The organism is Photobacterium damselae (assembly GCF_003026815.1).
Taxonomy (GTDB): Bacteria; Pseudomonadota; Gammaproteobacteria; order Enterobacterales; family Vibrionaceae; genus Photobacterium; species Photobacterium damselae.
Genome location: NZ_PYOG01000001.1, coordinates 120239 through 139988 on the forward strand (window position 1 = coordinate 120239; position 19750 = coordinate 139988).

Here is a 19750-nt window from a genome sequence, read left to right on the forward strand (position 1 = left end):
ACCGTCTTCTCAGGTTCTTTTAATCCCGAGATCGCAGTATTACAACTGGCTGAGAACAACTAAGTGCAATCTACTTTGCAACAGCGTTTAATTTTCGCATAATGCGCCATTATTTAAGGAAAAATGGCGCATAAACATGACCAAGCAGTTAAATGTCGATCCCGCTGAGATCAGTAAATTTGAAGATATGGCATCACGCTGGTGGGATCCTGAAGGCGAATTTAAGCCTCTTCATCAAATCAACCCTCTTCGTCTTAATTTTGTTATCGACAAAGCCGATGGTTTATTTGGCAAAAAGGTTCTCGATGTCGGCTGCGGTGGGGGTATTCTCGCAGAAAGTATGGCGGTAGAAGGCGCAGATGTTACCGGTCTAGATATGGGTAAAGAACCGCTCACAGTCGCACGTTTACATGCTCTTGAAACTGGCGTAAAACTTGAGTACGTCCAAGCAACCGCTGAAGAACACGCAGAAGAAAACCCACAAGCTTATGATGTGGTCACCTGTATGGAAATGTTAGAGCATGTCCCGGATCCAGCCTCGGTTATTGCTGCATGTGCAAAAATGGTTAAACCTGGTGGTCATGTCTTCTTCTCAACCCTAAATCGTAATATCAAATCCTATCTTTTTGCGATTGTTGGCGCAGAACATCTGCTAAAAATTGTTCCTAAAGGCACTCACCATCACGAAAAATTCATTCGCCCTTCAGAAATGATGGCAATGATAGATCGAACAGAGCTACAAGATAAGCACATCACAGGCTTGCATTATAACCCTTTAACTAATACCTATCGTTTGGGTACTAACGTTGATGTGAACTACATTGTCCATACGATTAAGCAAGTTTAAAATGAACTAAACTGACTGGTATGCAGTAATCATAGGGCTTCAAATATTGGCGAAGCCCTAGGTTAAAAAATACAGATTCTTATTATTCATGTTGTTACTGGTTAATCCCCTTACAAAGTCAATAATTAAGCAATTAGGCTAGTAATACAAAGAACAGAAAAATCAATATAAAAAAATTTTTTTTCTCTCTAAGATGCTGAATTAATGGTTGCATTTTTCTATGTTACTGACAGCTCTGAGGACATCAGTCAGTAGGTACTAACTATTTTGCCCCAATCCCCAACTTATCCACAAGCGGTCAAAAAATACCATCTTGCCAAAACCCATTTTCAACACTATCTTGTAATCAAATAAGCTCAACACCCCTATATATAGTGTTTTTGTAAAAGTGTGCTTTTGTAACAAAGATCACATCTTTCACTAACTTTTATCGCATTTTTGCAAAATATACCGGTATATGGGATTTTCTGGGAATAAGACTAAAAATGACTCAACAGCTAACTGTTACTAAGCGTGATGGACGAACAGAAACACTTGATCTAGACAAAATTCACCGAGTTCTAGATTGGGCAGCAGAAGGACTTGAAAATGTCTCTGTATCACAAGTTGAACTGAAATCTCACATTCAGTTTTATGATGGCATGCGTACTGAAGATATTCATGAAACCATCATTAAAGCAGCGGCTGATCTCATCTCTGAAGAAACCCCTGACTACCAATACATGGCAGCACGCCTTGCCATTTTCCACCTACGTAAAAAAGCGTATGGTCAATTCGAGCCACCAACACTTTATAAGCACGTATCTCACCTTGTAGAGCAAGGCAAGTACGATAAACATCTGCTTGAAGACTATACCGAAGAAGAATTTGCGGTGATTGATACTTTTATTGATCACTGGCGCGATATGAACTTTTCTTATGCTGCCGTTAAACAGCTAGAAGGTAAATACCTAGTTCAAAACCGCGTATCTGGCGAAATCTTTGAAAGCGCACAGTTCTTATATGTATTAATCGCTGCGTGTCTCTTTGCAAAATATCCAAAAGAGACTCGTCTTGACTACATTAAACGTTTCTATGATGCGGCATCAACATTTAAGATTTCACTACCGACACCAATTATGTCTGGTGTACGTACCCCTACCCGCCAATTCAGTTCATGTGTATTGATTGAATGTGATGATAGCCTAGACTCAATTAACGCAACGGCAAGTTCGATCGTTCGTTACGTCTCTCAGCGCGCAGGTATTGGTATTAATGCTGGCCGTATTCGCGCATTGGGTTCTGAAATCCGCGGTGGTGAAGCATTCCACACTGGTTGTATTCCATTTTACAAATATTTCCAAACTGCGGTTAAATGCTGTTCTCAAGGCGGCGTACGTGGTGGTGCAGCAACACTGTTCTATCCTTTATGGCACCGTGAAGTTGAGTCATTACTGGTACTAAAAAATAACCGTGGTGTTGAAGAAAACCGTGTTCGTCATATGGACTATGGTGTTCAGATCAACAAGTTGATGTATACCCGTCTAATTAAAGGCGAAAACATCTCGCTATTTTCACCATCTGATGTTCCAGGGCTATACGATGCATTCTTTGCTGATCAAGTTGAGTTTGAGCGTCTATATACCCAATATGAACAAGATGAGAGTATTAAGAAGCAATCTGTTAAAGCGATTGATCTATTCTCTCTATTGATGCAAGAGCGAGCTTCAACTGGCCGAATTTATGTGCAAAACGTTGACCACTGTAATACACACAGTCCGTTTGACCCATCAGTAGCACCGATTCGCCAATCTAACCTGTGTCTTGAAATTGCACTACCAACAAAACCACTAAACAATGTTGAAGATGAAAATGGTGAAATTGCACTATGTACGCTATCGGCATTTAACCTAGGTGCAATTGATTCACTAGACGATCTGGAAGAGCTCGCAGAACTGACCGTTCGTGCCCTTGATGCTCTATTAGATTACCAGGACTACCCGCTACCAGCAGCTCGTCGTTCAACCATGAATCGTCGTACACTTGGTGTTGGTGTTATTAACTTTGCTTATTACTTAGCGAAGAATGGTGTCCGTTATTCAGATGGCAGTGCGAACAACCTGACTCATGAAGCATTTGAAGCAATTCAATACTACTTGCTAAAAGCTTCTCTTGGTTTAGCAAAAGAACAAGGTGCTTGTCCTGCGTTTAACGAAACAACATACGCGCAAGGCATTCTTCCAATTGATACTTATAAGAAAGATATCGATAAGATCTGCAGTGCAGAATTACGTTACGACTGGGAAACCCTACGTGAAGAAATTAAAACTCACGGTCTACGTAACTCAACATTGTCAGCTTTAATGCCATCTGAGACATCCTCTCAGATCTCGAACGCAACCAATGGTATTGAACCACCACGAGGCTACGTTTCAGTAAAAGCATCAAAAGACGGTATCTTGAAGCAAGTAGTTCCTGAGTACACTAAGTACAAAGACAACTATGAACTTCTTTGGAACATCGGCGGCAATGATGGCTACTTACAACTAGTCGGTATTATGCAAAAGTTCATTGATCAGGCTATTTCAGCCAACACCAACTATGACCCATCTCGTCAGCCTGGTGGTAAAGTTCCAATGAAACTCTTGCTAAAAGACCTATTAACAGCGTATAAACTCGGTGTTAAGACTCTGTACTACCATAACACTCGTGATGGTGCATCAGATAGCCAAGGCGACATGGGTGCAGACGATTGCACTAGTTGTAAAATCTAATTATTAAGAGGGAGCGTTCAGCTCCCCTTTGATTTCCGAGGAAATGATGGCATACAGCACTTTTTGTCAAACTCATAATGATCAGCTAAAAGAGCCAATGTTCTTTGGTCAGCCAGTAAACGTTGCTCGCTACGATCAACAAAAGTTTGAGATTTTCGAAAAATTAATTGAAAAACAGCTTTCCTTCTTTTGGCGTCCAGAAGAAGTGGACGTATCGGGTGACCGCATCGATTACAATAATCTGCCCGATCACGAAAAACACATTTTCATCAGTAACTTAAAATATCAGACGCTACTAGATTCAATCCAAGGCCGCAGTCCAAACGTAGCTCTGCTTCCTATTGTTTCTCTACCAGAGCTTGAAACTTGGATTGAAACTTGGTCATTTTCAGAAACTATCCACTCTCGCTCTTACACGCATATTATTCGTAATATCGTTAATGATCCTGCGATTGTATTTGATGATATTGTATCTAACGAATACATCATCAAACGTGCCGGTGATATCTCAAGATATTATGATGAATTGATCAGCGCAACAAACGACTACCACCGCTTAGGTGAAGGTACGCACACGGTTGATGGTAAAACAATCACCATCAATCTACGCGATCTAAAGAAAAAGCTATATCTATGCATTATGTCCGTTAACGCACTAGAAGCTATTCGTTTCTATGTGAGTTTTGCTTGTTCTTTTGCCTTTGCAGAGCGCGAGTTAATGGAAGGTAATGCGAAAATCATTAAGCTTATTGCCCGTGATGAAGCGCTTCATCTAACAGGTACTCAGCATATTCTTAACTTGCTACGCAATGGTCATGATGACCCAGAAATGGCTGAAATTGCTAAAGAGAGTGAAGCAGAATGCTTTGATATCTTTAAGCGCGCAGCAGAACAAGAAAAAGAATGGGCAGAATACCTATTTAAAGACGGTTCAATGATTGGTCTTAATAAAGATATTCTTTGCCAATACGTAGAATATATTACTAACTTACGTATGAACGCAGTTGGCCTTGAGCACGCATACACTGGCGCGACTCAAAACCCAATCCCATGGATCAACTCTTGGTTATCATCAGATAATGTCCAAGTTGCGCCACAAGAAGCAGAAATCAGTTCTTATCTTGTTGGTCAGATCGATAATGATGTAAGTGTTGACGATCTAGGTGACTTTGAACTATGAGTTCACTGACCATTAAGGTTAATGGTATTGAGGTTCACGGCAACAGTCGTGAACCGTTGCTCGTGCAATTAGAACAAGCCGGGCTACAACCAGAATACCAATGCCGAAATGGAATGTGTGGCGCTTGCCGTTGCAAACTCAAATCTGGAGCAGTAGATCAACAAGACAGCATGGCATTTATTGGACCTAATGAGATTTTATCTTGTTGTTCAAAACCCAAAAGCCATATTGAGATTGAATTTGACTATCAGCTCACTTTTACAGAAATCAAAAAGACCGCAGAATAAGCGGTCTTTTTGATGTTGAAGCACAAGCTAACGATTAAGCTTATCTCTTACTTCTTAATACACATCACATGATAGACACCGTCTTCTACTTCGGTTCCTTCTGTTTCATGCTCAAAACCTGGGAACTCTTTATCCCACACTTCAAGACTGCGCAGATAACCGATTTGTGGGCTACTTGCATCACCAAAACTCTCTCCTGACATTAACATCGGAATACCCGGTGGATATGGAATCACAGCATTAGCAGCAACACGGCCAGCTAAGTCATGAGATGGAACCATTTCAACATTATTATCAATGATTTCAGCAAATGCAGCGCGAGGAGTCACGACCGCCTCAGGTAAGGTTGAATAAGCAGCATTGAGTTTTTCTGATGGCACATGATCTTTAAGATATTTAAACATCTTATCTCCCAAATCTTTAAGGCCCATATGCCCATAAACTTCAGGATGATCATTGGCTAATTGAGGTAAAACCGATTTAAGAGGTGTGTTATTGTCATAGTGCTTTTTAAAGCTTAGTAACGTATTCACCAGTGTTGCCCACTTACCTTTGGTGATCCCCATCGAGAATAAGAACATCACCTGAAAATCCGTGGTACGCGTAGGAACTATGCCAAAACGTGTAAGGTATTGCGTAACTAATGCCGCAGGTACGCCTGTATCAAGTAACTTACCATCATCTCCCATCCCAGGGGCTAGAATACTGACCTTAATAGGATCTAGCATGCACCAATCAGCAGGCATATCCTCAAAACCATGCCAATTATCTCCAGGTTTCATTACCCAGAAATCTTGAGACTCAGCGAGCAGATTTGGAGCGGCGTCTTCAAAAGCAATCGTCTTGCCCGTTTCAGGGTCAGTGACTGTTTCAGCATTCCAAGGTTTAAAGAACCAATCACCATCGGCTTCAAACTCTCGATATAAACGTCCCATTGCCTGACGATAATCAACAGCTTCACGGATAACTTCTTGAGTTAGAGAATAGCCTCGATTTCCTGCCATCTGTGATACAGCAATATCGTTTGAAGCACTAATCGCATAGAGGGGTGATGTTGTCGCATGCATCATATAGGCTTGGTTAAAGCGCTGGAAATCAATACTGTCTTTACCATGTCTAACATGAAGCCATGACGCTTGTGACAATGCATTTAACAACTTATGAGTTGAGTGTGTGGCAAAGACGGTAGGTTCATTGTCTGATTCAACAGGATCGCCACGCATCGCAAAATGATTTTCATAAATAGGATTAAATCGTGCGTAGCCGTACCATGCTTCATCAAAGTGGAGGCGATTACTACTCTCACCTAAAATATCTTGCGCTCGCTTTGCGTTATAACACAAGCCATCATAGGTACAGTTAGTAATGACCGCATATGTTGCCGCTTGATCGGCATGATCTTTGGTAAGTTGACTCTCTTTTGCTGTTTTCTGTATCGCAGCTTTTGTCATTTGTTCAGGGTAAATGGGACCAATAATGCCATAACGATTTCGAGTAGGAACCATATAGACTGGCAATGCTCCCGATAGCATCAATCCCTGCTCAATCGACTTATGACAGTTACGATCACAAATGGCAAGGCTGTTCTCTTTCATACAGATCTGCATGATTGTTCGGTTAGCACCAGATGTGCCCGTTACTAAAGAATACGAGCGATGAGCACCAAATACCTCAGCAGCGTAGGCTTCACTGTCACCAAAATACCCCGTGTGATCAAGTAAAGAACCTAGCGAGCCCCGCTCTATCCCCATATCGGTACGAAAAATACCTTCACCGTAATAGCTGTAAAAACGTTGGCCTGCTGGTGTTTTAGTAAAACCAACACCGCCTTGATGCCCAGGGGCTGCCCATGAATATTCATGAACATCATCGTACTTCATCATCGCAGCCATTAACGGAGGCAACAATTGATCACGATAACGCTCCATAGCAGCAACAGCACGACCTACAATAAAATCAGCGGTATCTTCTAAAATCCACGCAAACTCATCAACCCGAGACATCAACTCACGACTGACTGACAAGGTGATTTTTTTCCTTTCCGCTAAAAGAAATACAGGAACACCTTGTTGACGACGATTGAGTTTATCAATTAACTGGAAGAACTTTTCATTCTCTTCTGCTTGCTGCCCTGTCATTTGCGAAGTCAACATAAAACAATCAATGGCAATATTGGCATTAAGCATTGAGTAACAATCATCAAAAGAGGTGGCTACAGAAACTTTCACCCCTTCCGTAGCAAACTCATCTAATAATCGATGTAATGCATTTTCAATTACACCAGTTTTAAGATTATCGTTAAATATAAGTACGTGTTTTTGTTTACCATAATTTCCCATAATCGATTCCTAATTCTTACCTTGAATTAAAACCACAATTAAATTAAGTAATAGAAAACTAGACAGTTACTTAATTATTAGACTGAGTTGCCTGATGTTGATGTTTTTCATATTCATCTCGGCTAGCAATAAAGCCATAGAATAGATAACCAAATAAAGTAATGATGGTTCCATAAAATACGGCTTCTTTACCTGTTCCGTACGCACCATATATACTGTAAACCACCGCAACAAAGCCAAATATCATACTTGTGCTATATTCTTTCGCCCCAACATTTGCCTGACGCAAAATAATACCAAGAGCAGTTAACGATAGAATGTATGGAACCATATTAATAAATACAGCTAAGTCGACCAGCACGTTAAATTGTTTTAGCAGCGTTGGAGAAATAGTCATAACGGCTAATACTAGTTCCAAAACCAGCATAATCATCATGCCTTTAATTGGCGCGTCATGTTTATTAACTTCACCAAATACTTTAGGGAATAAACGCATATCTGCTGCAGCTTTAGATACCTGAGCATTAGTAAATTGCCAGCCCAATAATGAACCTGCACAAGCAATAATAGCCATTAACGTAATAATATTGCCTACTGTTGAATCAAACATCATGGCAAATACCAAACCAAATGGTGCATCAGATTTTGCAAGTTCAGCATTAGGAACAATACCTTGTATCACCGTTGTTGAAGCAATATAGGTAATGGCAGAAAAGAGTGTTGCAAGCATACAAGCAAGAGGAACATTTCGCTTAGGATTTTCAACTGTACCAGAGTTAGCCCCTGCCGACTCAATCCCAAGAAATGCCCACAAAGTCAATGAGATGCCAGATTCTATTGCTGTCATGGTCGTAACATCATGAGGATTCCAAGCCTCAGCAAATAGCTTAGGATCGAACCAGAACCAACCAATCACAGAAAGTCCAAGCACTGGGATGATAATACCCCACACCGTAACCGATGAAATACTACCTGTTATTTTTGCACCGCGCACATTAGCAAGCATAGTCACAACAAGCACCACCACGACACCAACAAAAGTGTGTATTGGCGTTTCTTTTAACCATGGAATAAAGGTTTCTAAATACCCAACGGTGGAGACTGCAATTGCAACTGCACTAATAACAAGACACACATAATAAGTATAAGAGGCAATAAAAAAACTGGATTTACCATGTGCTCGTTGTGAATAAGCAGACATACCGCCATCTTCAGTACAATACATTCCACATTTTGCAAATGCATACGCAATACATAATGCACCAATGGCAGTGACACCCCAGGCTAATAATGCAATACCACCCGTTTCCGCTAGACTTGATGGCAGTAATATTATACCGGATCCCATCATATTAACGGTCACAATAGTAGTAAGCCCTATTAGGCCCATCTTGTTACCTTGTGAACTCATAAATACCTACCAAATAATGTTTGTCAAAAGAAAGATTTTTACAGAACTGACTCATGAACAAATCGATAATTAAATCCCCTTAAAATTTAAACAATCAAAACAAATTAATGCTAAAAACATGTTTCATATATGTTAAATTTTTAAGATTGATTTAAAGCTTAGATGGCGGTTTTATATTGCGCAAATATCTTAATAACTTAAATGTATTAAATTTAATACACACATTATTAGTAAGGTTTAAATAAAAAAAAGAGCCAGTAAAAACTGACTCTTTTTAATAAGAATTCAATAAATCTATTAGTTCATGTAGCGAGATTCAAATGTTGCAACAACGTGACCTTTATTATTTTTAACAGTCAGTGTTTCACCAGTCACAGAGTAACTTGCCATCTCGTTGATTGCTTTTAGATATGTACCTTCTTGCTCCATACCCTTCACACACATTTTTTGTGTAGCAGCAACAGGACCTAGAGTTAACTTGCCTTCTTTAGCTTGGTATGTACCCATAAAGCTATTACAGCCAGAGAAACCTTTTAGGCCATCATCATTAAATTGAACAAACAGCTCTTTGTCACCAGCACCAAGCTGAGCTTCTTTACCGTCGAGTGTCATCAGTTTCCAATAAGTATTAGTAAATGATGCATTCGCCTTTTGCTCCGCAGCTTTCTCTACTGAGTTATGAGCCGGCGTTACACGAGTTAATTTCACTTCAACTGGTTGTTTAACATCAGCAGCAAATGGATCTAGTGCTTCAGTTGAAGTCATGATTAACTGATCTTTCATCTTAATTGTTGCACGCACATTATAACGGTGCTTTTCTGCAAGCTTATTAGCATCATATTTTAGTGCTACAGCGTACGGAGGCGCACCAGCAGGCTTCATTGACTCGGTAGCCATCACGTCAGCAGGCGCATCAGCTTTTGACACGTCTTCGAGTACAACTGTCAGTTCCGCACCTGGTGGTAGCATACGACGATCTAAGTAAATTACATTCACATCTAGAGTTTTCATTGCTTGCGCCTTAGCTGTTGTGTCTACAGCTTGAGAAACTGCAGCAGGTTGTTCTACCGATGTCGGTTGCTCAGGAGCTTTTGCATCGTTACATGCTTGTAGAAATAGAGCGGATAGAGCAACTGAAGAAGCTAGTGCAATTTTTTTCATTTTAAATGTCATAGCATTTCCCTTTACGGATAAATTAGTTCTGCACTTCTATTATCAACTAGCTAGACCATGATGGCTAAACCTGTGTGTTATTCTTTGTACCATATCATATAAATACGAATACGAAGTGCATTTGCTATATACTTTCTAGCATTCGAACACTGTTTTCAAGCTTAAAATGAAAAAATATTTAATTTAACACCACCCTGACAATACAAAGATAAAAAGCCAATAACCACTTTATAAATCATAACGTTATAAAATTCCCCAAAAGCATCAACAATACCAAAATAGTCTTTTAATCTATTTCAGTTTCAAAAACGCCCAAATATTCGAAATTTAAATATTCATCAATATCACCGTTGCCTAATAAATAATTCAGCAACATAATTTGTACTAATGTAGCTATTAATATCGATTGGTTCTTTATATTGTATTGACGATACGGTTTTACCCTAATTAATTTCTGATATTGATGTGTAATAAGAGCCAAAGTATAAGATTTATCATTATTTGCATAAATATAAAGACCGATATCCTCTAATTGCTCTGACACCTCTTTTTGTAACTGTTGCACTAATACAGAGAGCTCTACTGGTGCCACTAAGTGGTATGAACAACGGCTATTTATCAGAAGATTTGCAATGCCTTCGTGTTGAGAAAATTGGTACGCCAATGTCCCCATTATGCCGACTTCTGACACATTCAGCGTCTGTTTTTTCTTAGTTAATTGCTCAGATAAAGCATCCAGCAGAGATTGGTCAACAGAGACAACATTGGCTTGAAATTTATCAATAATGGCATCTTTAAAAGCTGTGATTTGTTCTGTTTTGTTATTGCGATGGAATAGCTTAATTTCAATAAAAGGTAAGGCTGAACGATATCCAAGCTCACACCCTTCTGGTAAATTCCAATGATCCAGAACATCACTGATACCAGATTCCGTTAAGCCAAAAGTATAAATACGCTCGACTTGTTTAGCTTCCGCCGAGGAATAAAAACGTTGCAACTTAGGAACAATTTGAGTTTCAACCATATGCTTAAACTCACGGGGCACTCCAGGAGTAAAGTACACACGAGCATGATTTAACTCGATACAAAAACCACAAGCCGTACCCACTGGATTATCAATCAGCTCTGCCCCTAAGGGTAACATTGCTTGCTTGAGGTTACTCTTTGGCATATCACATTGCATCTGTTGGAATTTAAGATGCATCTGCTCTACCCAAGCTTCATTTAACTCTAACTGTACTCCCAAAGCTTTAGCTGCCGCTTGAGCGCTTAGGTCATCCGTTGTTGGCCCTAATCCCCCATTAACGATAACAACATCCACAAGCTTACTGATGCGTTTAATTTCTTCGCAAATGGATTCAAGATTATCACCAACTGTTGACCGATACGCCATTGTAAAGCCTAATTGACATAAATGGTGCGATAACCAACTGGCATTCGTATCCACAATATCCCCATACAGCACTTCTTCACCAGTACTGATCATCGCAATCTTTGTCATCTTAAATCCTTCTATATTTTTACGTGTAAATAATTATTTACATCAATAAAACACGGGTTGACAGTAAAATATTCTACCGTTAATGTGTTTCTTATTCGGAAATAATGACCTTTTCGATAAAAAATCATTCATAACTATGAGAATACCATCAGTGAACATTTCTATTTTTAACACCTACTATCGATAGCCACGATGGCTAATCAGGTGTAAACATTTCTTAACACTCATCTCGATTACGCCATTGTGGCCAGACTGTCATTCGATAGGGAGCGACCACAGGTGTATATGCATATATTGATACCACACCTCCCAAACAACTCAATTTTTCTGGGAGAAATTTTTCATGTCTTTTAATAAAACATTTGGCAGCATGCTGATTATTGCCGGCACAACTATTGGTGCAGGTATGCTTGCTCTTCCTCTTGCCTCTGCAGGCTTAGGTTTTACTACATCCATACTTATTATGATTGGTATGTGGGCATTAATGTCCTACACCGCACTTCTCATGTTAGAAGTTCACCAATATGCCGATAAATCAGCGACTTTACACACTCTAGCTTACAAATTATTAGGTCGCAAAGGTCAAGTCATTGCCAGTGGTGCAATGCTATTTTTATTCTATGCTTTATGTGCGGCATACATTGCAGGCGGTGGTGCACAGCTGCATCAAAAAATACAGAGTTTGCATGTTGATATTGCACCACAAATAGCTACTGTTGTTTTTACTTTTGTGATTGCAAGTGTAGTCGCAATTGGCACACATTCAGTCGATATCGTTAACCGAGTACTGTTTACCGCAAAGATCATTGCAATGGCGGTCATGCTTGCACTTCTACTCCCTCAAGTTAAAAGTCATAATTTACTTGAGATGCCAATGCAACAAGGACTTATTATTTCAGCTCTGCCAGTAGTGTTCACTTCGTTTGGTTTCCATGGCAGCATTCCTTCCATTGTTCGCTACTTAGGTTTAAATATCCCAAATCTAAAAAAAGTGATGATTTTTGGTTCTGCCCTACCTCTAATTGTTTACCTATTATGGCAACTGGCGACACAAGGCATCTTGAGCCAAAGCGAACTTTTAGCGAATACTGATCTTACTCAATTTATTAATGCGCTAAGTCAACGCCTACATAATCCACTTGTTGGTCAGTCAGTATCACTATTTGCAGATCTTGCTTTAGCCACTTCGTTTTTAGGTGTTAGCTTAGGATTATTTGACTTTTTAGCGGATACTCTACGTCGTAAAGCAACATTAGCAGGGCGAGTCCAAACAGCTTGCGTTACCTTTATTCCACCACTAGCTTTTGCTCTGTTTTACCCGCAGGGCTTCATTATGGCACTAGGCTATGCTGCTATTGCTCTGGTGATATTAGCGATATTTTTACCTGTAGCGATGGTGTGGCAACAGAGAAAACAAAAAGCGACCTCAACTCAAGAAAATACTTCGGATTATCAAGTAATGGGAGGCAAACTTTCATTAATCACCGTTATTGTAATTGGTGTAATAATAATCCTATCGCAACTTCTTCAAATAGTTGGCATAATTCCGAAGTTAGGTTAAGTATCACTGTACTAATAACCACCAAACAAATGTAAAAATAAGCAATTACACTATTTTGAACGGTGTAATTGCTTAAAACATTCAATCTTTTCCACTATTTATGGCTTAATTAAAGATGTTAATTTAACTTTTTTTAAAAAAGGAATTAATGTCACGCTTTTCTTAATTTTTGATATATATCTCATTTTTTTTGCGTTACTCTCTGCAAACCGTATATAAACAGCAAGATCTCGGTAATGAACCAAGAATACACACTTTTTAATAATCTTCAGTGTCCTGTATGGATTTTTGATATTGATAATAAAAAGATTATTTGGGCCAATGAAAAATCATTACCACTGTGGGAAGCCAAGTCATTAAGTGAGCTGACAAGCCGCGACCTAAGTTTTGACATGTCAGCAGCCGTTGAAGCAACTTTAGTCGATTACAAAGCTACCTTTGCCAGAGGTAAAACCATCAAAACATGGTGGAGCTTTACCCCTCATGAAGTCCTAAAAAAATATCTTTGTATCTTTTCTGGCATTCCCCTTTCAGATGGTCGTATTGGTATGTTAGTTGAAGTTCTAGCTAACGAAACGACACTTCGCCGAGATCTCGCCTTTTCTGAATGTTCAAATCTTGCCTTACTGTTTAATCAATCAGGTCAACTAGTTAGTACCAACGCAGCCTTTAGCCACCAATTTGGGGAATGTGTTAATGATTTAGCCTCTTTTCTTGGTGATATTGCACAAGCTAGACAACTTCTTGAGAACGCACAACAAAATAGAATCGTAGACCAAAAATTACTGTGTTGGACAGGTCAACGACATCTCTGGTTTCATATCGAAGGCAAATGGCTTGAAGAGCAACAACAACTGCTATTACAGCTAACCAATATCAGCCCTGAACGGGAAAAGCTACGCCAAGCTAAATATAACTCAGAGCATGATTTTTTAACCGGGTTGATGAATCGACGCGGGATCTCTAGTGCCATAAAAATTTCTCACCATACAAAACAACCGTATAGCCTATTATTTTTGGATCTTGATGGATTCAAAATGATTAATGATACTTATGGTCACGCAGTGGGAGATCGGTTACTTCGAGCGGTTTCAATTCGTCTACGTCAAGTTATTCAGCATCGCGGTTTGCTGGCTCGATTTGGTGGTGATGAGTTTCTGATTCATGTCGAACGACGTAACATTACAACACCTTGTGCATTTGCTAAAGAAGTCATTACGGCACTCAACAAGCCCTTTCATCTTAAAGAAGTTGGCGAACTCTCTATTGGTTGCACAGTAGGCACGACCAATTATCCAGAAGATGCACAAGATATCGATACTCTTGTTACTCAAGCTGATATGGCAATGCACCGGGCGAAATTACGCGGCCGTAACTGCTGCCACCATTTTTCACCCGATATGGCAGATGCGCTTTATCGAAAAATGATCTTACGCCACCATCTCACTCTGGCTTTAAATGCCAATGCCTTTGAGCTTTATTACCAGCCAATTGTTGACCTTAAAAAAGCGAAACTAAAGGGCTTTGAAGCATTAATTCGCTGGAACGACGATGACTTAGGCCAAATATCCCCGGCTGAATTTATCCCTTTAGCAGAAGAGACTGGGCAAATTGTTCCACTGGGTCAATGGATATTAAAAACAGCGTGTCGGCAACTGGCTGAATGGAAGAAAAAATACGATCACTCGTTCATTATGAGTGTTAACTTGTCGCGAGCTCAACTTCAAACTGGCTTAGTACAGTCAGTTAAAGCTTGCCTTGACGCTTACCAGATCGATCCTAAACAGCTGGCTTTAGAATTAACAGAATCAACCATGCTGCAAGATTATTCAGATGCGAAACAATGTTTAACCGAATTAGCTGAATTAGGTATTGAGCTTTATCTGGATGATTTTGGTACGGGTTATTCATCATTATCGCAACTGCAAGATCTTCCGATCAGCACAGTAAAACTGGATCGTAGTTTTGTACAAGGCGAACACAAAGGAAGCCAAGCCATCATTGAAGCTACTCAAGCAATCTGTGAGAAATTGGATTTAAAAGTTGTAGCAGAAGGTGTTGAAACGGAGCAGCAATTGGATTATTTGCGTCAATGTAACTTTGACTACTGTCAGGGCTATTATCTGGGTCATCCAATGCCACCGCAGACAATTGAAGAGCGCCAATTTTCACTGTGTCACGATTTGGATATCAATAACCCGACCATTCATTAAACTTTTCTTATCGAAATATATCGTACTTCATGATGCGGGATGCTCTGTCCCGCATAATCTAACTCAAATCTTTATAACTGCGAATTTGTCGCTAAGCATTTAGAATTACAGTGTTATATATGGATAGTTCAGATACTGACATTATTTTGATATATACGCATTAATCAAAATATTTCGTGGCGTCATTGGCTTTTCACAAAAGAGCCCAATCTCAACCTGATAACCCTGTTCTACCATAAAACACGCACGATCTAACACCAGCCACATTTCAAGTGGACGACGAAACAGTTGGCGAACTAACTCCATTCGCTCTGAAATCTGAAAACGACGCTTCCCTTCTGCCAGCCAATAATCATAATCAATATCAAGTCCGGCTAAATTGATTGATTTTTTCTCCGCCGCCCAATGACAGAAAGCAGAAAACCCCTGATTAAAAAGTGCCTTTTGGGTATTGGGAACCGATAAATATTCATCCACATCTCGAACATGTCGCTGCAGTGCATCAAAGCCTAATCGAAAACTTACTTCTGTCTCACGCAGAGCTTGAACTCGTTGGCCTGCAGTAACCGTCTCTTGCAATGGCAGACGTAAATCGTGCTTAGATAATTGCAGTTGGGTCTTCTTACCATATTCAGACAACATTTGGTAAAAATCACTACGAATTAGATGATAACAACATGGCGAAATTGAAACGGCTGCGGCTTGTTTTGCGGCACAATGTTGCAATAGTGAGGTGTGTAAATCACCACATGCATGAAGCGCAACAGCATGTTGTTCTGTTTTAATATGCTGTTGGCTCTCTTTAGCAAATGCATCAGCTTGGACAAAAGTTATCGGCAAATTTAAATGCTGCGCCATTGCCTCGCCATCAATACATAGCTGATCTTGCCACTCAAGACTGACGACTGGTTGCTGGTGAGAAAGAGCAAGTACACGACCTAAATGACCTTTACCAGCACACCACTCTAGCCACGGTAAACCTAATTTAGGTAGCGCACTGGTAAATGCTGTAATTTGCTGCCATTTACGACCAGGAATCCCCGTATCACTACCACGAGGTAACTCGGTTTCTTTTTGCGGTAAAAATGCTAATGAGGTTGCATTAAATAGCTCGACACTTGGCGGGATCCATTTTTTAAGAGTATGGGCTAATAACTCAGCATTATTTTGATATTCAGCTAATTGTGCTTCAGATAGATTTTCTAACCATTCACACAACTCTGGATAAGTTTCTCGCCACTGATAATCCAATTGAGAAAATGGCATAAACTGCCAAAAACAACGGCTTTGGGTTAATAGTTCATCTAGATGTGAAAAAGAATCAAAATAGTTAGCCATACTGCCCCCAAAAAATAAGGTGCGTATTCTATACCTAACTGACTTCAAGATGCTATTAAATAAAAATCGCCGATACCTGTATATCCAAGTAACCTCAAGATGCGAGGTTCAAAGAGAATAATTTAGATAGCGGCGATTCTTTTTGATAAGGCTTAACTAATAACGCTCTGCCGTTGGTTAACGAACTGGTAATTCCATGGTCGAGAACATTTCTTCAATTTCTGCATTTGATTTTAAGGCTATGGCTTGATCAACCACATTTCGAGTTAAATGCGGCGCGAATCTTTCCATAAAATCATACATATAAGTACGAAGGAAAGAGCCTTTTTTAAACCCAATTTTCGTGGTGCTCGCAGCAAAAATATGGCTGGCATCAATCGCAACTAAGTCTTGATCTCGCTCATCATCCATTGCCATACTTGCAATCACTCCAACCCCAATACCCAATCTTACATAGGTTTTTATCACATCAGCATCCGTTGCTGTGAAAACAATTTTAGGGGTGAGTCCCGCTCGATTAAAAGCACTGTCTAGTTCAGAACGTCCGGTGAAACCAAAGACATAAGTTACAAGAGAATAATTGGCTAAATCATGAATGCTGATCTTCTCTTTTTTCGCCAGCGGGTGATCTGAACGTACCACTATAGAGCGATTCCAGTGATAACAAGGCAACATAATCATATCTTGATAAAGATGCAGTGCTTCGGTTGCAATCGCAAAATCTGTCGTCCCTTTCGCTACCGCATCAGCAATCTGTGACGGTGTTCCTTGATGCATGTGCAGCGAAACTTTAGGGAAACGAGCGGTAAATCCTTGGATCACATCAGGTAATGCATACCTTGCTTGAGTATGAGTAGTCGCAATGTTTAATGTACCGACTTCAGGATGGGTATGTTCACCAGCAACAGATTTAATGCTTTCAACCCGAGAAAGAATATCACGTGCAATACGAACGATCTCCTCTCCTGCAGGTGTCACTTTAGTGAGATGTTTACCACTACGTTCAAAAATTTGAATGCCTAGTTCATCTTCTAACAGTCGGACTTGTTTACTGATCCCAGGTTGAGAGGTATACAAACTTTCCGCGGTAGAAGATACATTGAGATTGTGATTTACCACCTCAACAATATATCTGAGTTGTTGTAATTTCATGCATTTGCCTACTTATAATCCGTTATCTGACTACCATCTACTGCAATTTACGGGCTTCCATACCCTTTCTATTACATAGCATCATATTTAATCGCATAATTCTATTGTTATATCTGGAATTTTTCGTTTTTCATAGTATTTCTTTCTAATCTACGGTCAGAACGACTGATTACTGGTAATTCTATTAGAACGGATTTTTTTATTAAAATTACAGAGCTAATTTATTATGATTGCTATCAGAATTAAGGAAGTTGGTGTATCTTATATGCTCATTTAGTGGATAAAATACAGATAGTTACTATGAGCATACCTCTAATTATAGGCTTAGTTGCATTACTTTTGGCTCTCATCATTGGTTACAATGTGACGGTTCAATACCGTCTGCGTATTCAAAGCGCTAAACAGCAAGAACTAGGTCAATATATTGCCATTATTGATGCAACTGAAGAACTTATCGGCCATGCTCACCATATCCCATACAGCAAGGAATTATTACTTTGCCTAAATAAGCGAATTCTTAACGCTCTGAAAAGTATGGCTGATATTGATCCAAACGATAAAAAACTGGCTCAACGTATCGAAGATGTTGGCCAACAAATAGAATCGCTGCAAAATCATTTTTCTGATACCGAAATCACACCGTTTAAAGTGCCAACAACAGATCGCCAAGCAATTGGTATGCTGCAACTGGTTAAGCGCTTAAAAACGATTGTGAAAAATGAACACAGTAAAGGCCGCATCGCCACCCAAGTGTTTGTAACCGAAAATGCTCGATTAGAAGCAATGCAACTGCGTATTAATATGGAAAACGTCATTAAGCGTGCTAATGAGGCTAGGCTGAAACAACAATTCGGTACCGCTCAACAGCTACTGAAAAAAGCCATCGATGTATTAGATGCTCGAAATGATAATTACTCCAACCAAACGCGAGAAAGACTGCAAGCGATGCTAAGTGATATCAGCAATAGCCAATCAAAAAATCAAGCCGATGAACGTCAACAGATGATCGCAAAAGAGCAAGATGAGCTTGATGTACTATTCCAGCCTAAACGCAAATGGTAAAATAAAACGAAAGCCAATAAGAGGTCGCATTGTGCGGCCTTTTTCATTTAAAAATCAATTATAAGACTCAACACCATGACCGTTGATACCGCAACTCAAACAATGATGGATGAACTGCTTACTCCGGTTAAACAGTTTCTACAGTGTGAAACACCAGATGAATGGATTGCCGAGGCGCTAAAACCAGAGAACTTAGTCACACTCCTAGTCGATCACTGTAACTGTGAACTTAAAGCAAGCCAAACCGCTATTTACATGACTCGTAAATATGCTGTTGATGAGCAAAGTGCGACTGCTCTTTTAGAGTGGGCAAAGCCCTATGAAAATTTTGTCTACAGTCAAAATCATGATATTGCCGGTTTCCATAGCAAGAAAAATGCCCTTTCAACCAAACTGACACCACGAGCAGATTTTGAATTTGGTGAAGAGCTGATCGATAAAATGGTTCGCTTAATTAAAGAAGAATTTCATCACTTTGAGCAAGTGCTAGAGATCATGCATAAACGTGATATCCCCTATTGCCACATTGGTGCAGGACGTTATGCCAAAGGTTTAATGAAAGTAGTTCGTACTTATGAGCCAGCAACCTTGATTGATAAGTTGATCATAGGTGCCTACATTGAAGCTCGCTCATGTGAACGCTTTGCCAAACTAGCTCCTTATCTTGATGAAGATTTAAAGAAATTCTATATCTCGCTATTGCGTTCAGAAGCACGTCACTATCGTGATTATCTGACCTTAGCGGAGAAAATTGCAGGTAAAGATATCAGCGATCGAATTTTAGTTATCGGTGCACGTGAAGCAGAAATGATCATGAGTCCAGACCACGAATTCCGTTTCCATAGTGGTATTCCTATTTAAAACGCTATCTATTTCGTTTTTTCAACTTATCTATTAACTAAGAAAAGTTGAGAACAAAAAAACCGCCATCAG

At 39.7% G+C, this 19750-nt stretch carries 13 protein-coding genes and 1 pseudogene; 8 read left to right on the forward strand and 6 right to left on the reverse strand.

The annotated features are described in order from the left end of the window. The first annotated feature begins 136 nt into the window (after positions 1–136). The 4 genes from ubiG to yfaE all read left to right on the forward strand — a co-directional run bounded on the left by ubiG (position 137) and on the right by yfaE (position 5067). Entirely contained in the window at positions 137–847 is a 711-nt protein-coding gene (ubiG, locus tag CTN07_RS00520; RefSeq protein ID WP_005299976.1) for a bifunctional 2-polyprenyl-6-hydroxyphenol methylase/3-demethylubiquinol 3-O-methyltransferase UbiG, read from the forward strand. A gap of 485 nt (positions 848–1332) precedes the next feature. Next, positions 1333–3600: a class 1a ribonucleoside-diphosphate reductase subunit alpha gene (nrdA, locus tag CTN07_RS00525; protein ID WP_005299977.1), complete on the forward strand. Its 2268-nt coding sequence runs from the start codon at positions 1333–1335 to the stop codon at positions 3598–3600. 46 nt (positions 3601–3646) lie between these two features. Beyond that, positions 3647–4780: a class Ia ribonucleoside-diphosphate reductase subunit beta gene (gene nrdB / locus CTN07_RS00530; RefSeq protein WP_005299979.1), complete on the forward strand. Its 1134-nt coding sequence runs from the start codon at positions 3647–3649 to the stop codon at positions 4778–4780. Then, on the forward strand, positions 4777–5067 hold the full coding sequence (gene yfaE, locus CTN07_RS00535; protein ID WP_036764080.1) for a class I ribonucleotide reductase maintenance protein YfaE: 291 nt from the start codon (positions 4777–4779) through the stop codon (positions 5065–5067). The genes nrdB and yfaE overlap by 4 nt, the downstream gene beginning before the upstream one ends. Before the next feature lie 47 nt (positions 5068–5114). On the opposite strand, the gene adiA is transcribed toward yfaE, so the two are convergent. From adiA to CTN07_RS00555, 4 genes are all read right to left on the reverse strand, one after another. Beyond that, positions 5115–7406 carry an arginine decarboxylase gene (gene adiA, locus CTN07_RS00540; RefSeq protein WP_005299980.1) on the reverse strand — a complete coding sequence of 764 codons (2292 nt, stop codon included), beginning with the start codon at positions 7404–7406 and terminating at the stop codon, positions 5115–5117. A 70-nt stretch (positions 7407–7476) separates the two neighbouring features. Next, the gene (potE, locus tag CTN07_RS00545; RefSeq protein WP_050787768.1) at positions 7477–8817 is read right to left on the reverse strand and encodes a putrescine-ornithine antiporter; all 1341 of its coding nucleotides are present in this window, start codon (positions 8815–8817) and stop codon (positions 7477–7479) included. Between the two features lie 297 nt (positions 8818–9114). Further along, positions 9115–9990 (reverse strand): META domain-containing protein, encoded by an 876-nt coding sequence (locus CTN07_RS00550; protein WP_005299984.1) that lies wholly within the window; start codon positions 9988–9990, stop codon positions 9115–9117. A 286-nt stretch (positions 9991–10276) separates the two neighbouring features. Further along, positions 10277–11491 (reverse strand): CinA family nicotinamide mononucleotide deamidase-related protein, encoded by a 1215-nt coding sequence (locus CTN07_RS00555; RefSeq protein ID WP_005299986.1) that lies wholly within the window; start codon positions 11489–11491, stop codon positions 10277–10279. A 337-nt stretch (positions 11492–11828) separates the two neighbouring features. Here CTN07_RS00555 and CTN07_RS00560 point away from each other — a divergent pair. Together CTN07_RS00560 and CTN07_RS00565 are read left to right on the forward strand one after the other, a co-directional pair. Further along, positions 11829–13052 (forward strand): annotated as a pseudogene (locus CTN07_RS00560) (aromatic amino acid transport family protein); the annotation flags it as partial. Positions 13053–13288: 236 nt separating this feature from the next. Next, positions 13289–15265 (forward strand): putative bifunctional diguanylate cyclase/phosphodiesterase, encoded by a 1977-nt coding sequence (locus tag CTN07_RS00565; protein WP_005299989.1) that lies wholly within the window; start codon positions 13289–13291, stop codon positions 15263–15265. A gap of 141 nt (positions 15266–15406) precedes the next feature. Here the strand turns inward: CTN07_RS00565 and CTN07_RS00570 are convergent, their stop codons facing one another. Both CTN07_RS00570 and cysB read right to left on the reverse strand, forming a co-directional pair. Continuing rightward, the gene (locus tag CTN07_RS00570) at positions 15407–16603 is read right to left on the reverse strand and encodes a methyltransferase (RefSeq protein WP_005299991.1); all 1197 of its coding nucleotides are present in this window, start codon (positions 16601–16603) and stop codon (positions 15407–15409) included. Between the two features lie 177 nt (positions 16604–16780). Then, the gene (cysB, locus tag CTN07_RS00575) at positions 16781–17755 is read right to left on the reverse strand and encodes an HTH-type transcriptional regulator CysB (protein WP_005299992.1); all 975 of its coding nucleotides are present in this window, start codon (positions 17753–17755) and stop codon (positions 16781–16783) included. 300 nt (positions 17756–18055) lie between these two features. On the opposite strand from cysB, the gene CTN07_RS00580 reads away from it, so the two are divergent. Then, complete coding sequence (locus CTN07_RS00580) at positions 18056–18817, forward strand: hypothetical protein (protein WP_005299994.1); 762 nt, start codon at positions 18056–18058, stop codon at positions 18815–18817. A gap of 75 nt (positions 18818–18892) precedes the next feature. Next, the gene (gene miaE / locus CTN07_RS00585) at positions 18893–19678 is read left to right on the forward strand and encodes a tRNA isopentenyl-2-thiomethyl-A-37 hydroxylase MiaE (RefSeq protein WP_005299996.1); all 786 of its coding nucleotides are present in this window, start codon (positions 18893–18895) and stop codon (positions 19676–19678) included. Positions 19679–19750 lie beyond the last annotated feature (72 nt).

What these genes read in the sequence shown, in the direction of transcription:
- ubiG (WP_005299976.1), top strand. Translation starts at nt 137, where the DNA reads ATGACCAAGCAGTTAAATGTCGATCCCGCTGAGATCAGTAAATTTGAA.
- nrdA (WP_005299977.1), top strand. Translation starts at nt 1,333, where the DNA reads ATGACTCAACAGCTAACTGTTACTAAGCGTGATGGACGAACAGAAACA.
- nrdB (WP_005299979.1), top strand. Translation starts at nt 3,647, where the DNA reads ATGGCATACAGCACTTTTTGTCAAACTCATAATGATCAGCTAAAAGAG.
- yfaE (WP_036764080.1), top strand. Translation starts at nt 4,777, where the DNA reads ATGAGTTCACTGACCATTAAGGTTAATGGTATTGAGGTTCACGGCAAC.
- adiA (WP_005299980.1), bottom strand. Translation starts at nt 7,406, where the DNA reads ATGGGAAATTATGGTAAACAAAAACACGTACTTATATTTAACGATAAT.
- potE (WP_050787768.1), bottom strand. Translation starts at nt 8,817, where the DNA reads ATGAGTTCACAAGGTAACAAGATGGGCCTAATAGGGCTTACTACTATT.
- CTN07_RS00550 (WP_005299984.1), bottom strand. Translation starts at nt 9,990, where the DNA reads ATGACATTTAAAATGAAAAAAATTGCACTAGCTTCTTCAGTTGCTCTA.
- CTN07_RS00555 (WP_005299986.1), bottom strand. Translation starts at nt 11,491, where the DNA reads ATGACAAAGATTGCGATGATCAGTACTGGTGAAGAAGTGCTGTATGGG.
- CTN07_RS00565 (WP_005299989.1), top strand. Translation starts at nt 13,289, where the DNA reads ATGAACCAAGAATACACACTTTTTAATAATCTTCAGTGTCCTGTATGG.
- CTN07_RS00570 (WP_005299991.1), bottom strand. Translation starts at nt 16,603, where the DNA reads ATGGCTAACTATTTTGATTCTTTTTCACATCTAGATGAACTATTAACC.
- cysB (WP_005299992.1), bottom strand. Translation starts at nt 17,755, where the DNA reads ATGAAATTACAACAACTCAGATATATTGTTGAGGTGGTAAATCACAAT.
- CTN07_RS00580 (WP_005299994.1), top strand. Translation starts at nt 18,056, where the DNA reads ATGAGCATACCTCTAATTATAGGCTTAGTTGCATTACTTTTGGCTCTC.
- miaE (WP_005299996.1), top strand. Translation starts at nt 18,893, where the DNA reads ATGACCGTTGATACCGCAACTCAAACAATGATGGATGAACTGCTTACT.